Below are 14,120 nucleotides of genomic sequence, written 5' to 3'. Positions count from 1 at the left end.
CATCAGAAGCGGTAGGTGAGCGTGCCGAAGATGTTGCGATCCTCGCCGACGAAGCAGTCGCCGCGCGCGAGGCAGGCCGCATAGAAGTCCTTGCCGAGCAAATTGGTGGCGTTGACCGTGAACAGCCAGCGCTGCCAGCCGATCTCGACCAGCCCGTCGACCAACGTGTAATCGGGCGTGCGGATGCCGCCGGGGAAGGCGGGGCCATAGCTGCGGGTCGCGGCGACATGGCGCACGCCCGCGCCGACGCGCAACGTCGCGTCATTGCCCAGCGCGACCGTCTTGGTCCCCCAGACCGACGCCGTCTCCTTGGGCACGTTGTCGAGCTGGACGCCCGTGTCGGCGACCTCGGCCTTCACGTAGCTGTAATTGGCGATCAGCTGATAATTGCCGGGCAGCATCCGGCTCGCTTCGATTTCGAAGCCCTTCGACGTCATGCTGCCGACCTGGATCTGGTCGCGCGGGTCGGGCGTGCTGTCGTCGCTGACCGGCCGGTTGTTCTCGCGGATGTGGAATGCGGTCGCGGTCAGCAGTGTCGCCGCGTCCGGATGCAGCTTCACGCCGCCCTCGAACTGCCGGCCGCGTGTGGGCTTGAACGAACTGCCGTCGGCCAGCGCCCCGGCGATCGGCTGGAAGGATTCGGTGTAGCTGAAGAACGGCGACACGCCCTTCACCACCTCGGCGATGATCCCCGCGCGCAGGGTGGTCGCATTGTCGGTCTCGACCGGGGTCCCCGGCGCCGCGCGCGAGCGGACATGGTCGCGCCGCCCGCCCAGCACGATCGACACACGGTCCCACAGCCGGATCTGGTCCTGGATGTAGAAGCCGAGCTGCTTCTGCGACGTGTCCTCGCTCGTCGGATTTCCGGTGGGGATCCCGCCGCCGTAATCCGACAAAGCGTCGTAATCGATATTGTAGATATCGATGAATTCGTAGCCGTAGCCGCTATTCTTGCGGACGCGGTTCCAGCTGTAATCGACACCCGCCAGCAGCACGTGCTCCACATTCGCGCCGGTGTTGAAATCGACCCGGAGATTGTTGTCGGTCGAGAAGATGTTCATCCGCGCGCGGCTGCCGTCGGCATAAAGCCCGATCACCCGCTGGTTCGAACCCTCGACGAACGGGTCAGCCGGGTTGGCATAACTGTCCGCATAATGCGTGAAATAGGTCAGGTCGCTGTCGATGTAGCGCGCCTTCAGGTTGAGGCGGAGCTTGTCGCTGAAGCGGTGCGTGACGATGCCCGTGCCCTGCAGCAGGCGGCCGTCATAGCGGTCCCAGCCGGGCTTGCCGATGAACAGGTCGTTGGGCAGCTTGCCGTTTGGATTGGGCAGCAACGTGCCGACGAGCGGCGGGAATTGCGATGTCGAACCGCTGTCATCCTCCTGATACAGGCCGATCAGCGTGATGTCGGTCGCGGCGTCGGGCTGCCAGCGGAGCGACGGCGCGATCATCACGCGATCGTCGGGCACATGGTCGGTCTGCGTCCCCGAATCGCGCACCCGCGCGACGATCCGGCCCGCCACGCCGTCGGTGATCGTGCCGGTCAGGTCGGCCAGCGCCTCCTTCCGGTCGAACGATCCGTAGCGGATCGCGACCTCGCCATGATTTTCGAACTGCGGGGTCTTGGACACGCTGTTGACCAGCCCGCCGATCGAGCTCTGCCCGAACAGCACCGACGCCGGACCGCGCACCAGCTCGACCTGCGAGAAATTATACGGGTCCGACCGGATCGTCGCATAATAGCTGAACAGGTCGCGCATCCCGTCGCGGAACTGCAGCGCGTTGATGCCGCGGATCAGCAGGCCGTCGACCCGGCTGTCGGGGCCATATTGGTTGGCGACCACGCCCGATGCGTAGCGCAGCGTGTCGCTGAGCGAGAGCGCACCCTGCGACAGATAGACCTCCGCCGGGATCACCGTGATCGGCTGCGGCGTCTGGACGATCGGGGTCCCGGTCTTGGTGCCCGCGCTGCTGGCGAGCTGGGTGCCGGTGACGATCACGTCCTCGCGCTCGCGATCCTCGATCGTCGGATCCTGCGACCAGGCCTGACCCGCCAGCATCGTGCAGGCGAGGAGAGCGAACGTCCGTGTCATGATACCCCTTACTCGATTGTTTGATGCGCCTCTAATGAGAGGCGTTCGCAATAGCAATCGGAAAGAGGACAGATGCGCGTCGGCCCCGGCCCGGATGGAGCCGGACCGGGGCCTCGCGGTTCAGCAATGGATGCCGTTCAGGCCTTGGCTTCGGCCTTGGGCTTGCCGCCCTTGCGCTTCGCCTTCGGCGCGGCGGGCGTGATCTCGAACGACAGCGCGCCGTCCTTCAGGTGGACCTTCACCTCGCCGCCCTGGACGAGCTTGCCGAACAGCAGCTCCTCCGCCAGCGGCTGCTTGACCTTCTCCTGGATCAGGCGACCCATTGGCCGCGCGCCATAAAGCTTGTCATAGCCCTTCTCGGTGAGCCACGCCTTCGCGTCCTCGTCCAGGCTGATGTGCACGTCGCGGTCGGCGAGCTGCAGTTCCAGCTGGAGGATGAACTTCTCCACCACGCGCCCGATCACCGGCGTCGGCAGGTAGCCGAACGGCACGATCGCATCGAGCCGGTTGCGGAATTCCGGCGTGAACATCTTCTTGACCGCATCTTCCTGCGCATCCTCGCGGCTCATCGCCCCGAAGCCGATGCTCTCGCGCGCCATGTCGGCGGCGCCCGCATTGGTGGTCATGATCAGGATGGTGTTGCGGAAATCGACCGTCTTGCCGTGGTGGTCGGTCAGCTTCCCGTTGTCCATCACCTGCAGCAGGATGTTGAACAAATCGGGATGTGCCTTCTCGATCTCGTCGAGCAGGAGCACGCTGTGCGGATTCTGGTCGACCGCGTCGGTCAGCAGCCCGCCCTGATCATAGCCGACATAGCCCGGGGGCGCGCCGATCAGCCGGCTGACCGAATGGCGCTCCATATATTCGGACATGTCGAACCGCTGGAGGGGAATGCCCAGGATTGATGCGAGCTGGCGCGCCACCTCAGTCTTGCCGACGCCGGTCGGGCCGGAGAAGAGGTAGTTGCCGATCGGCTTGTCGGGATCGCGAAGCCCTGCGCGGCTCAGCTTGATCGCCGACGACAGCACCTCGATCGCCGGGTCCTGCCCGAACACGACGCGTTTCAGATCGGGGTCGAGGTTCGCGAGCACCTTCGTGTCGTCGTTCGAAACCGACTTGGCCGGGATGCGCGCCATCGTCGCGATCACCGCCTCGATCTCCTTGGCCGTGATCGTCTTCTTGCGCTTGGCCGGCGCCACCAGCATCTGCATCGCGCCCACCTCGTCGATCACGTCGATCGCCTTGTCGGGCAGCTTGCGGTCATTGATGTAGCGCGCCGACAGCTCGACCGCCGACTTGATCGCGTCGGGCGTGTACTTGACCTTGTGGTGCGCCTCGAACGCGGAGCGCAGCCCGGTCAGGATCTTGACCGTGTCCTCGACCGTCGGCTCGTTCACGTCGATCTTCTGGAAGCGCCGCAGCAGCGCGCGGTCCTTTTCGAAATGGTTGCGGAACTCCTTGTAGGTGGTCGATCCGATGCAGCGGATCGTGCCGCCCGACAGAGCGGGCTTCAGCAGGTTCGACGCATCCATCGCGCCGCCGCTGGTCGCGCCCGCGCCGATCACCGTGTGGATCTCGTCGATGAACAGCACCGCGTGCGGCAGCTTCTCCAGCTCGTTCACGACCTGCTTCAGCCGCTCCTCGAAATCGCCGCGATAGCGCGTGCCGGCGAGCAGCGCCCCCATGTCGAGCGAGTAGATCACGGCATCCTTCAGCACGTCGGGCACCTGGCCTTCGACGATCTTGCGCGCCAGCCCCTCGGCGATCGCGGTCTTGCCGACGCCCGGATCGCCCACATAGAGCGGGTTGTTCTTCGACCGGCGGCACAGGATCTGGATCGTGCGGTCGACCTCGGGCCCGCGCCCGATCAGCGGATCGACCTTGCCGTTTTTCGCCTTCTCGTTGAGGTCGACCGTGAACTGCTTGAGCGCGCTCTCGCCCTTCTTGGCGCCGCCTTCGCCCTTCTGCTGCTTCTCTTCGTCGGCCCCCTTCACCTCGCGTGCCTCCGTCGCCTGGCCGGCCTTGCCGACCCCGTGGCTGATAAAGCTGACCGCATCCAGCCGGCTCATGTCCTGCTGCTGCAGGAAATAGACCGCATAGCTTTCGCGCTCGCTGAACAGGGCGACCAGCACGTTGGCGCCGGTCACCTCCTCGCGGCCGGAGGACTGGACGTGCAGGATCGCGCGCTGGACGACGCGCTGGAAACCGCTGGTGGGGGAGGGGTCGTTGCCGCTCTCGGTCTTCAGCGCGTCGAGCTCACTGTCGAGATAGGCCGACACCGCGTCCTTCAGATCGTCGAGGTCGACCCCGCACGCCGTCATCACCTTGGAGGCATGCGTGTCCTCGACCAGCGCGAGCAGCAGATGCTCGAGCGTGGCATATTCATGGTGCCGCGACGAGGCCGCGGTCAGCGCGTTGTGCAGGGTCTGTTCCAGCTCGCGGGCGAAACTTGGCATTAGTCGATACTCCCGCAGGGCAGATAGGGGTGTTGCCCTGCCGCCACAGATGTGTGAACGCCACCGCCTCCGATCAAGCACCCCGCCCAAATGGCGGGGGTTGCGAGGGGCTCCGCGCCCGTCATCGCTTGAATAGGGCCTCGGCGCTTGAGCGATGGTTAACGGCGCGCTCCATGCGCGCCCGCGTCCGCGCGATCTCCGCCTCCAGCGCCGCGATCCGCGCCGCCAGCTCGTCGTTGGAGAAGGGGTCGAGGTCCTGCCTGACGAGCGCGACGAGCGGATCGTCGGTGCGCTTGGGCAGGATGTCGTCGAGCTCCATGACCGGGATGGTTGACCCTTCGCCCGAGTCTGTCAAATCCGCCCGGCGCAATTCGCCGTCGGCGCGTCCGGTCGCCCGCGCTGCGCAACGATGGAGACAGAAATGACCGACCTTCCGTCCACGATGCGCGCGATCGATCCCGAAGCGGCGGGCGGTCCCGATGTGCTGCGGCTGGTCGATCGTCCCGTGCCGCGCCCGGGCGAGGGGGAACTACTGATCCGTGTCGCCGCCGCCGGGGTGAATCGCCCGGACATCCTGCAGCGCCAGGGAAACTATCCGCCCCCGCCCGGTGCGCCGTCGATTCCCGGCCTCGAAGTGGCGGGAACGGTGGTGGCGCTGGGCCAGGGCGCCGACGCGCGCCTGCTCGGCCGGCCGGTCATGGCGCTGCTCGCGGGCGGCGGCTATGCCGATTACGCTATCGCGCCCTCCGGGCAGTGCCTCGCCGTGCCCCCGGCTCTGTCGATGGTCGAGGCGGCGGCCTTGCCCGAAACGCTCTTCACCGTCTGGTCCAACCTGTTCGAACGCGGCCGCGCCAGCCCCGGCGAAACCGTGCTGGTCCATGGCGGGACCAGCGGCATCGGCACGATCGCGATCCTGCTCGGCAAATTGTTCAATCTGACGGTGATCGTCACCGCCGGCGGCGCGGAGAAGTGCGCGCGCGCCCGCGCGCTCGGCGCGGATCATGCGATCGACTATCGGGCGGAGGACTTCGTGGCGGCGGTCAAGGCGATCGCGCCGTCCGGGATCGACGTCGTGCTCGACATGGTCGGCGGCGACTATCTGCCGCGCAACCTCGCCGTGCTGGGGCCGGAGGGGCGCCACGTCTCGATCGCGGTCCAGCGCGGCGCCACCGCCGAAATCCCGATCTGGCAGGTGATGCAGAAACGGCTGACGCTGACCGGGTCGACGCTGCGCGCGCGCGATGTCGGGTTCAAGACCGACCTGCGCAACACGCTCGCGCGCACGGTGTGGCCGTTTCTCGCCGACGGCCGGCTGCGTCCGGTGATCGACGCGACCTTCCCACTCGGCCGCGCGGCCGACGCGCACGCCCGGATGGAGGAGGGCGCGCACGTCGGCAAGATCGTGCTGGTGATGGACGGCGCGTGACGGATCACGCGCCGCAGGATCCGATCAGCAGGCGGCCGTGACCGGGGCCATGCGCTTGCGACGGCGCAGCGCACCGCCGACCACGCCAAACCCGGCGATCATCGTCAGCCAGCTCGCCGGCTCGGGCGCGGGGGCGGCGAAGGCGTTGCCATACACGCCGGTTGCCTTGGTCTGGGTCAGCTGCGTCTTGCCGACGTTGGCATAGATCACGGCGAGGTTTTTGAAGTCGCTCACGCTGGGCGCGATATTGGCCAGCGGCCCGTTGGTGCCCACCTTCCCGCTCGCGTCGTTGGTATAGTCCATGCAGCTGCCGGTATTGGCGTTAGTGTAGATCCGGTCCGAATCCTGCAGGCCGAGTGCGTTGCCCATTTCCTGGCAGGCGATGTAGGTACGGAAGGCGGCATTATTGTATTTTGGCTGCTGGAAATAATAATCGTTGAACTGGATGGTTGCCTGAACGATCGATCCGCCGCTGGTCCAGACCGTTGTGTAGCCCAGCCAGCCATTTGCGCCATAATTACCGTTGCAGACCTGGACGGTGCCGATCGAGGCCTTGCATGCGCTGCCCGTCGATTTCCCTGCGGTCACGATATAGTTGATGTTCGGCGTCTTCGACCACGTGTTCGCCGAATTTTGCAGGTAGGGCTTCCATGCCGCGCTGACATTACTGCCGACCTGGATGTTGAGCTGCCCCGTCCGCGCCCAACTCCAGCCGTTCCACGACTGCGGCAGCAGCGTGGCCGACGCCGGCATGGCGCCCAGAACCGATGTCAAAAGGGCGCAGACCCCCGTTGCGCGCAACGCGGCTTTCGAAACTGACATTGATTTCCCTCCCGGTGGCGAACCGATTCCCTTGCCCCGCGCAACGTCCCCGGTTCGCCTCTTCGCTCTACGCTCGTTATGGTTAACATTCAGTGACCTTGCGCTGTATCGTTTCGGCGGTGCGACAAATTGCGTGGGGCGGCGCGCATGGCCTCCAACAGCGTGCGAACGGCCTGCCAACAGGTGTTAACCACGTCGAATCTATAGGCGCCCGTTAACCATGTTTGTGCACCGCACAAAAATTTGTTCGTTTTTTCTCGCGACGCGGAACCGATGTGTTAAAAGGTTGTTTACCTCGCGCAATCCGTACCCAAGCGTGGGGTAAGTTTTGTATGTGTAGGTAGCTTTGCTGACGTGACTGGCGTGCGATACGTTCGACAGACTTGGGCAAGGCAACCGCATTCCTTCAGGGAGAATGTGGATGCGTAATGCTATGATGACGGCTCTCGCGATCGTGGGTGCGATGGCCGCTGCCACCACTGCCAATGCGGCGGCGGTGGTTTTCGACGGCAACTACGGGAGCTTCGGCGCCCAGTATGACAATGCCGTCGATTTCACGAACACCTGGACGATCACCCTGCCCGAAGACGGCACGCTCAGCGGCGGCCTGCTTTCGGCCAAGGTGACCGGTCTCGCCGGGATCACCTTTTCGTCGGTGACGTTCAACGGCACGGCGTTGACCCCGATGCCGGTCGGCACGAACCAGTATTTCGATCTGGCCGAGACGTTCCTGAATGCCGGCACCTATTCGCTGGTCGTCAGCGGCTCGGCGGGCGCCAACGGCGGCCGTTACAGCGGCGAACTGGCCTTCGCGCCGTTCGACAATGGCGGCAACCCGGGCGGTGCGGTTCCCGAACCGATCAGCTGGGCGATGATGGTCGGCGGCTTCGGCTTCGTCGGCGGCGCGCTCCGCGCGAATCGTCGTCAGAAGGTCGGCGTCACCTTCGCCTGATCTTTCTGCTTCGGCAGTACAGGAAGGCCTCCGGGGTTACCCGGGGGCCTTTTTGTTTATGGGCTGCCGGCATCGATCGGGGATGGTTGCGGCCCCTCTCGCTCGGCCGTGACACGGAATCGTCTGATTGCCGCGCTATCTTTTGTGTCTTCGTTGCATCGCATTGGACTTTTCTGCTCCCGCTTGGGCTGCCATGGGGAACCGATGGAAGAAAAGGTCGTTGCGCCGCGCCCTGGCCGGTCGATTCAGGTCTGTTTCTTTTTCAATGCGCAGCGGCATCAGCTGCTGCATGGCATCGCCACGGCGGCCGCGCTCGCCCGCACGCCCGGTTTCGACGTGCACGTCGTCTCGCCGTCGCAGGCGCATATCGATTATGCCCGACAGGCGGTCGATCGCCTGGGCGGCGCGCCGGTCAGTTTCGTCCATGCCCGCTCGTCGCTGCTGGCCGCAGGCATGCGCCGGACAGGCAGCGTGGTCCCGCCCAAGGTGATGAGCCTCGCGCTGCTCGCGCCGTGGCTCAAGCGCTTCGATGCGATCGCGCTGCCCGAACGCACGTCGATCCTGCTCAAGCGGATGGGGGTGCGCCATCCCTCTTTCATCCACCTCGATCACGGCGCGGGGGATCGCGCCGCGGGCTTCGATCCGCGTATCCGCCATTTCGATTTCGTGCTGATGGCCGGGCCGAAGCATCGCGAGCGGATGATGGCCGAACGCCTGATCCGCCCGGGCGCGCATGCGGTCGTCGGCTATCCCAAGTTCGAAGCGGCCGACGCGGTCCGTGATCCGGATTGGCGTCCGTTCGCCGATGCGCGCCCGGTGGTGCTCTACAACCCACATTTCTGCACCTTGGGGTCGTGGCAGCCCTGTATCGAACAGGTGCTGGCGGCGTTCGCCGGCCAGGACCGCTATAATCTTATCCTCGCGCCGCATGTCCGCTTGCTCGATGGCGATGCGGCGCGGACGCGGTGGGGGGCGCTGCTCGATCGCTACGAGGGGCATCCCCGCATCCATATCGATCGCGGCAGCGACCGCGCGATCGACATGACCTACACCACGCTCGCCGATCTCTATCTCGGCGACGTGTCGAGCCAGGTGTACGAATATCTCCGCACCCCGCGTCCGTGCCTGTTCCTCAACCCGCACAAGGTCGATTGGCGCGATGACGAAAATTATGCCCACTGGCATTTCGGCCCCGTCGCCGAAAGCGCCGACGGCCTGATCGACGCGGTCGACCGCGCCATCGCCGACCATCCCCGCTGGCGCGCCGCGCAGGCGGAGGGGGTGGCGCGCACCTTCCTCCCTGGCGGGGGCGCGGCGATGGCCGCATCGGCGATCGCCGGCCACCTCGCGCACCGTACCCATGCCGCGCCCGTCGCCCCGCGCCCGCGCCGCCGCTGGGCGCGGGCCTCGCGCGGCGTGGTGGTGCCCGCGCGACGCGCGGCGATGATTCTGCCGCTGGTTTTTGCCGGGTGGATGCTCAACGAAACCATCACGCCCAGCTTCTCGCGCGCGGCGGGCAGCAGCTTCGTCGACGATGCCGTCGCGGCGCACCGCGTCACGCTGCTGCGCCAGGATATGGCCAGCCAGCGCGAATCGGATCGATATGACCCCGCCGAAATCCGCCGTGCCACCGGCATCGCCATGCCGGCTTTGCCCGCCGGATGGACCGTCGGCGATTCGCAGCTTTACCCCTCAAGCGGCGGCGACATCGTCCAGCTTTTCCTGCGCACGCCTGCCGGCGATCGCGTCTCGCTGGTCGGCATGCGCGTCGAAACCAATGCCGATGCGCAGCCCGTGCTCGCCAATCGCGCGGCCGAGCGGATCGCCTATTGGGAAAACGGCGAATTCGCTTACGCCTTGGTCGGTACCCTGCCGCCCGCGCGCCTGCTCACGCTCGCGTCGGCGGTCGCGCGCGACTGATCGCGCCAGCTCTCCTGCACCATTGTCATAAAGTGTTACTGCCGCGCCGAGCGCGGATCTTGGCTGGCAGTTTGCCCGTTTGTTGGGCATGATGCCTAATAATAAGGCATGATCACCTGCTAAGGAGCTTTAGGATGCCCGTTTCCGCCCTGGTCCTGACCGCTGCTCTGGCCGCCGCCACGCCGGCGTCGGTGTCGCACGAGGTCGCCGTCCAGCATCGCGATGCCGCCTATCAGGTCAGCTATCGCCCGCATGTCCGGACCGAGATGAAGACGGTCGGCATGTCCGCCGGGACGCGCCCGAGCACCGAGCGGTGCCGCTGGGAGATGATTGTGCAGGTCGAGCGCCAGATCCGCCGCCAGGGCGACACCGCCAGCGTCGATCGGCTGCTTCCCGATGCGCACGTGATCCGCGGTGATCGCCCGGGCAGCTGCACGATCGGGCGCGACGCAATCGAGGCCGCACACGTCGCCCAGCGCGACAAGCTGCAGGCACACGTCACGCGCGTCGCCAGCGCCGACCATCCGAATGTGCTCGCAGACATCGATTCGGCGCGCGCGCTGGCATCGAACTGAACGGATGCGTCACGCGCCGCTCGCGCTCTGCGCGGCGTTGATCGGATCGACGGGGGCGGCGGCGCAATCCGCCGGCCCCGTTTTGGCGCTCGAGGCGACGAGCGACCTGCGCGCGCGCGGGCTGAGCTGGAGCGGCGGCCGCGCCGCCGCGCGCGCCTTCGCCGACCTGCCCGTCGCGGGCGGATTCTCCGTGTCGGCCACGGCGGCAAGCCTGCGCGGCAGCGCGCGGCACGGCGGCGCCGATCTCGGCCTCGATCTCGGGGCCGGCTGGCGGACGGATCGGGGGCCGTGGCGGTTCTTGGCCGGCGCGACCGGCCATGTCTTCGCCGGCCGTTCGCGGCTGAACTATGCCGAGGGGGAAGGCGCGGTCTCCTACCTGATCGGCCCCGCCACGATCGGGCTGGCCGCCGCTTATGCTCCGCGCCAGGCGGCGATCGGCGGCGACAATCTCCATCTCGGGCTTACGCTCGACCTCGGCATTCCGGGCACGCCGTGCACGCTCGACGGCGGGGTCGGCCATTCGTCGGGCGAGGCGGCGGGGCGGCACCCGGAACGCGCGGCGCGCCTGCGGCCGGACGGCGACTATTGGGATTACCGCGTCGGCGTGACCTATGTGCGCGGGCGTCACGCGCTCGGCCTGCGCCTCACCGGCACCTCGATCGACGGCGCGCGGCCGCCGGCGCCCTATCAGGACGCCCATGTCGGGACGCGCCTCGCCGCCGCGTGGCAGGTGCAGCTCTAGCCCCAGACGCGAAAAAGACCGGCGGATTGCTCCGCCGGTTTAGTCGTCCGCAGGAGGAACCCTGTGAGGGGCGGCCGCGTCCCGGCCGCCCCGATCTCGTCAGTAGTTGTAGGCGCGCTCGCCATGCTCGGAGATGTCGAGGCCTTCGGCTTCGACCTCGGCCGCGGGGCGGAGCCCGATCGTGTGCTTGAGCGCCAGGAAGAGGATCGCCGAGACGCCGCCCGAAAGGACGAGGGTCAGCAGGACCGCCTTGATCTGGGTCACGACCTGGCCGGCCATGTCGTAGGTCCCGGCAACCGACGGGAAGACCGTATAGTCGACCCAGCCCTGCCCACCGAGCGCCGGATCGGCGACGATGCCGGTGCCGATCGCGCCGATGATGCCGCCGACGCAGTGGATGCCGAACACGTCGAGCGTGTCGTCATAACCCAGCGCGTTCTTCACCGTGGTGACGAACAGGAAGCAGACGATCGAGGCGACCATGCCGAGGATGATCGACGTCATCGGCGCGGCGAAGCCCGCCGCCGGGGTAATCGCGACGAGGCCGGCGACCGCGCCCGAGACTGCGCCGAGCAGCGACGGCTTGCCATGCTTGACCTGTTCGATGACCGCCCAGGCGACCGCGGCCCCCGCCGTGGCGACGAAGGTGTTGACGAAGGCGAGCGCCGCATAGCCGTTGGCTTCGAGGTTCGAGCCCGCATTGAAGCCGAACCAGCCGATCCACAGCAGCGAGGCGCCGATCATGGTCATGGTCAGCGAATGCGGCGGCATCGGCTCGGCCTTGTAGCCGTGGCGCTTGCCGATCACGAGGCAGCCCACCAGACCGGCGATGCCCGCGTTGATGTGGACGACGGTGCCGCCGGCGAAGTCGAGCGCGCCCCAGCCATAGAGCAGGCCTGCGTCCGACGTGTTGTCCGACAGGAAGTCTGGGCCCGCCCAGTACCATACCATGTGCGCCATCGGGAAATAGACGATGGTCAGCCACGCCACGACGAAGATCAGCAGCGGGGTGAACTTGATGCGCTCGGCGAAGGCGCCGACGATCAGCGCCGGCGTGATGCAGGCGAAGGTCATCTGGAAGGCGATGAACGCATATTCCGAGATGTAGACGTTGTTGGAGAAGGTCGCCGCGACCGAGGACGGGCCGACGCCGGCCAGGAACGCCTTGGAAAGGCCGCCGAAGTAGGGCGAGCCGCCGGTGAAGGCCATCGAATAGCCCCACGACACCCAGCAGAGTGCCGCGACCGAGACGATCATGAAGACCTGCATCAGCACCGAGAGCATGTTCTTGGTGCGGACGAGGCCGCCGTAGAACAAGGCGAGCGCCGGAACCGACATCATCAGGACGATCGCCGCGGAGACGAGCATCCAGGTATTGTCGCCCTTGTTGATCATCGCCGCCGCCTGCTCCGCGGTGGGCGCCTTGATCGGTCCGTCCTGGGCGAAGGCGGGCATGGACATGAGCGTGGCCGCAAGCCCCGCTCCCGCCATCCGCATGTGGTTGAGAAGCTTCATGGAGTCCCCCTTATGCTTAGAGAGCGGTGTCGTCGGTCTCGCCGGTGCGGATGCGCACCACCTGGCCGACGTCGATCACGAAGATCTTGCCGTCGCCGATGGCGCCGGTGTTGGCCGATTGCTGGATCGCCTCCACCACGCGCGGGGCGAGATCGGCGCTGCAGCCCACCTCGACCTTGATCTTCGGCACCATGTTGGTGCTGTATTCGGCCCCCCGGTAGATTTCGGTCTGGCCCTTCTGACGGCCGAAGCCCTTGACCTCGGTCACGGTCATGCCCTGCACGCCGAGTGCGGAAAGAGCCTCACGCACGTCGTCGAGCTTGAATGGCTTGATGATGGCAATGACGAGTTTCATTGTGCCTCCCTGCGCTATCGCCCGGCAGGCAGTTCGCAAGGAGCGTGCCAAATGGCTCGCAGGGCCGAATGCGGCCGTTGGGCGCCCGCGACCGCCCAACCGTTAGGCAGGAATCAATCGATGCCCGCTTTTCGGGCACACACGGGGGCGAAACCCGGCGGCAGCGCCGGTCACGCTGCCAACGCGGCTACCAGTCCTTGGTTTCCGCGATCGTTGCTTTTTCCTCGGGCCGCGTCGCCCGGCCCAGCGCGGCGTTGCGCGCGGGAAAGCGGCCGTGGCGACGGATCACGTCGCGGTGCAGCTGGCAGAAGCGCAGCGGCTCGGGCAGGCCCAACGCCTCGAACAGCGCCACCCCCTCGTCCTGCGCCGCCAGATCCTCGGCATGCATGAACGGCATATAGAGGAAGTGGCGCTCGTCGCGCGTCATCGTCGCGTCCAGCCCGCGCGCCACCGCCTCGCGCGCGACAGCCAGGGCCAGCGGATCGGTCGCGAAGGCTTCGGCCGAGCCGCGAAACATGTTGCGCGGAAACTGGTCGAACAGGATCACCGCCGCCAGCGCCTTGTCGGCGGTGCCGAGGAAACGGTCGGCGGGCCGTCCGCGCCATTCCTCCCATAGGCGCCCGAACCGCGCCGTGATCGCGCTGTCGGTCTCGCGCGAGCGCACCCACCAGCGATCGGGTCCGATCTCCTCGAACCAAAAATCGAGGATCGCGCGCGCGCCGTCGGCCGATCCGGTCATGCGCCGGTCCCCATCCCGCGCCGGTTCACGCGGCCGTGCCGCCCACCGTGATCCCGTCGATCAGCAGGGTCGGCTGGCCCACGCCCGCCGGCACCGACTGGCCGCCCTTGCCGCAGATGCCGACGCCCTCGTCCAGCGCCATGTCGTTGCCGATCGCCGCCACCTTGGTCAGCACGGTCGGCCCGTCGCCGATCAGCGTCGCGCCCTTGATCGGCGCGCCCAGCCGGCCGTTCTCGATCCGGTACGCCTCGGTGCACGAAAAGACGAACTTGCCGCTGGTGATATCGACCTGCCCGCCGCCGAAGCTCTTGGCGTAGATGCCGTTCTTCACCCGCGACAGGATCTCCGCCGGATCGTCCTGGCCGCCATACATGAAGGTATTGGTCATGCGCGGCATCGGCGCGTGCGCGAAGCTTTCGCGCCGGCCATTGCCCGTCGGGTCGACCCCCATCAGCCGCGCGTTGAGCCGGTCCTGCATATAGCCGCGCAGGATCCCGTCCTCGATCAGCAGCGTCTCGCTCGTGG

13 protein-coding genes are annotated in these 14,120 nt (G+C 66.8%); 5 read left to right on the top strand and 8 right to left on the bottom strand.

The window, feature by feature from the left end; translation table 11 throughout:
- Positions 1-2 precede the first annotated feature (2 nt).
- From ACOJSF_RS13550 to ACOJSF_RS13540, 3 genes are all read right to left on the bottom strand, one after another.
- Positions 3-2,093, bottom strand: coding sequence for a TonB-dependent siderophore receptor (locus ACOJSF_RS13550; protein ID WP_420142725.1), 2,091 nt, complete (start codon positions 2,091-2,093; stop codon positions 3-5).
- 137 nt (positions 2,094-2,230) lie between these two features.
- A complete protein-coding gene (clpA, locus tag ACOJSF_RS13545; RefSeq protein WP_420142724.1) occupies positions 2,231-4,549 on the bottom strand; it encodes an ATP-dependent Clp protease ATP-binding subunit ClpA in 2,319 nt (772 codons plus the stop codon).
- A gap of 121 nt (positions 4,550-4,670) precedes the next feature.
- A complete protein-coding gene (locus tag ACOJSF_RS13540) occupies positions 4,671-4,868 on the bottom strand; it encodes a DUF1192 domain-containing protein (RefSeq protein WP_420142723.1) in 198 nt (65 codons plus the stop codon).
- Between the two features lie 102 nt (positions 4,869-4,970).
- Between ACOJSF_RS13540 and ACOJSF_RS13535 the strand changes: the two genes are divergently transcribed.
- A complete protein-coding gene (locus ACOJSF_RS13535) occupies positions 4,971-5,975 on the top strand; it encodes an NAD(P)H-quinone oxidoreductase (protein WP_420142722.1) in 1,005 nt (334 codons plus the stop codon).
- A 24-nt stretch (positions 5,976-5,999) separates the two neighbouring features.
- Here ACOJSF_RS13535 and ACOJSF_RS13530 read toward each other — a convergent pair whose 3' ends face one another.
- Complete coding sequence (locus ACOJSF_RS13530; protein ID WP_420142721.1) at positions 6,000-6,728, bottom strand: PEPxxWA-CTERM sorting domain-containing protein; 729 nt, start codon at positions 6,726-6,728, stop codon at positions 6,000-6,002.
- A gap of 484 nt (positions 6,729-7,212) precedes the next feature.
- On the opposite strand from ACOJSF_RS13530, the gene ACOJSF_RS13525 reads away from it, so the two are divergent.
- From ACOJSF_RS13525 to ACOJSF_RS13510, 4 genes are all read left to right on the top strand, one after another.
- The gene (locus ACOJSF_RS13525) at positions 7,213-7,749 is read left to right on the top strand and encodes an FxDxF family PEP-CTERM protein (protein WP_420142720.1); all 537 of its coding nucleotides are present in this window, start codon (positions 7,213-7,215) and stop codon (positions 7,747-7,749) included.
- Positions 7,750-7,953: 204 nt separating this feature from the next.
- The gene (locus ACOJSF_RS13520) at positions 7,954-9,669 is read left to right on the top strand and encodes a hypothetical protein (protein WP_420142719.1); all 1,716 of its coding nucleotides are present in this window, start codon (positions 7,954-7,956) and stop codon (positions 9,667-9,669) included.
- A gap of 134 nt (positions 9,670-9,803) precedes the next feature.
- A complete protein-coding gene (locus tag ACOJSF_RS13515) occupies positions 9,804-10,244 on the top strand; it encodes a hypothetical protein (RefSeq protein WP_420142718.1) in 441 nt (146 codons plus the stop codon).
- 4 nt (positions 10,245-10,248) lie between these two features.
- Positions 10,249-10,986: a TorF family putative porin gene (locus ACOJSF_RS13510; RefSeq protein ID WP_420142717.1), complete on the top strand. Its 738-nt coding sequence runs from the start codon at positions 10,249-10,251 to the stop codon at positions 10,984-10,986.
- A 99-nt stretch (positions 10,987-11,085) separates the two neighbouring features.
- On the opposite strand, the gene ACOJSF_RS13505 is transcribed toward ACOJSF_RS13510, so the two are convergent.
- The 4 genes from ACOJSF_RS13505 to ACOJSF_RS13490 all read right to left on the bottom strand — a co-directional run.
- A complete protein-coding gene (locus ACOJSF_RS13505; protein ID WP_420142716.1) occupies positions 11,086-12,501 on the bottom strand; it encodes an ammonium transporter in 1,416 nt (471 codons plus the stop codon).
- Positions 12,502-12,517: 16 nt separating this feature from the next.
- On the bottom strand, positions 12,518-12,856 hold the full coding sequence (locus ACOJSF_RS13500; RefSeq protein WP_420142715.1) for a P-II family nitrogen regulator: 339 nt from the start codon (positions 12,854-12,856) through the stop codon (positions 12,518-12,520).
- 187 nt (positions 12,857-13,043) lie between these two features.
- Positions 13,044-13,595 (bottom strand): DUF924 family protein, encoded by a 552-nt coding sequence (locus ACOJSF_RS13495; RefSeq protein WP_420142714.1) that lies wholly within the window; start codon positions 13,593-13,595, stop codon positions 13,044-13,046.
- A gap of 25 nt (positions 13,596-13,620) precedes the next feature.
- The coding region (locus tag ACOJSF_RS13490; RefSeq protein WP_420142713.1) for a metallopeptidase TldD-related protein at positions 13,621-14,120 on the bottom strand (500 nt) is incomplete at its 5' end.

The sequence above is a fragment of the Sphingomonas sp. genome (genome assembly GCF_048594985.1).
In the GTDB taxonomy this organism is placed as follows: domain Bacteria; phylum Pseudomonadota; class Alphaproteobacteria; order Sphingomonadales; family Sphingomonadaceae; genus Sphingomonas_I.
Note: the sequence above shows the minus strand (reverse complement) of the source record. Positions and strands in the feature narration are given on the sequence as shown.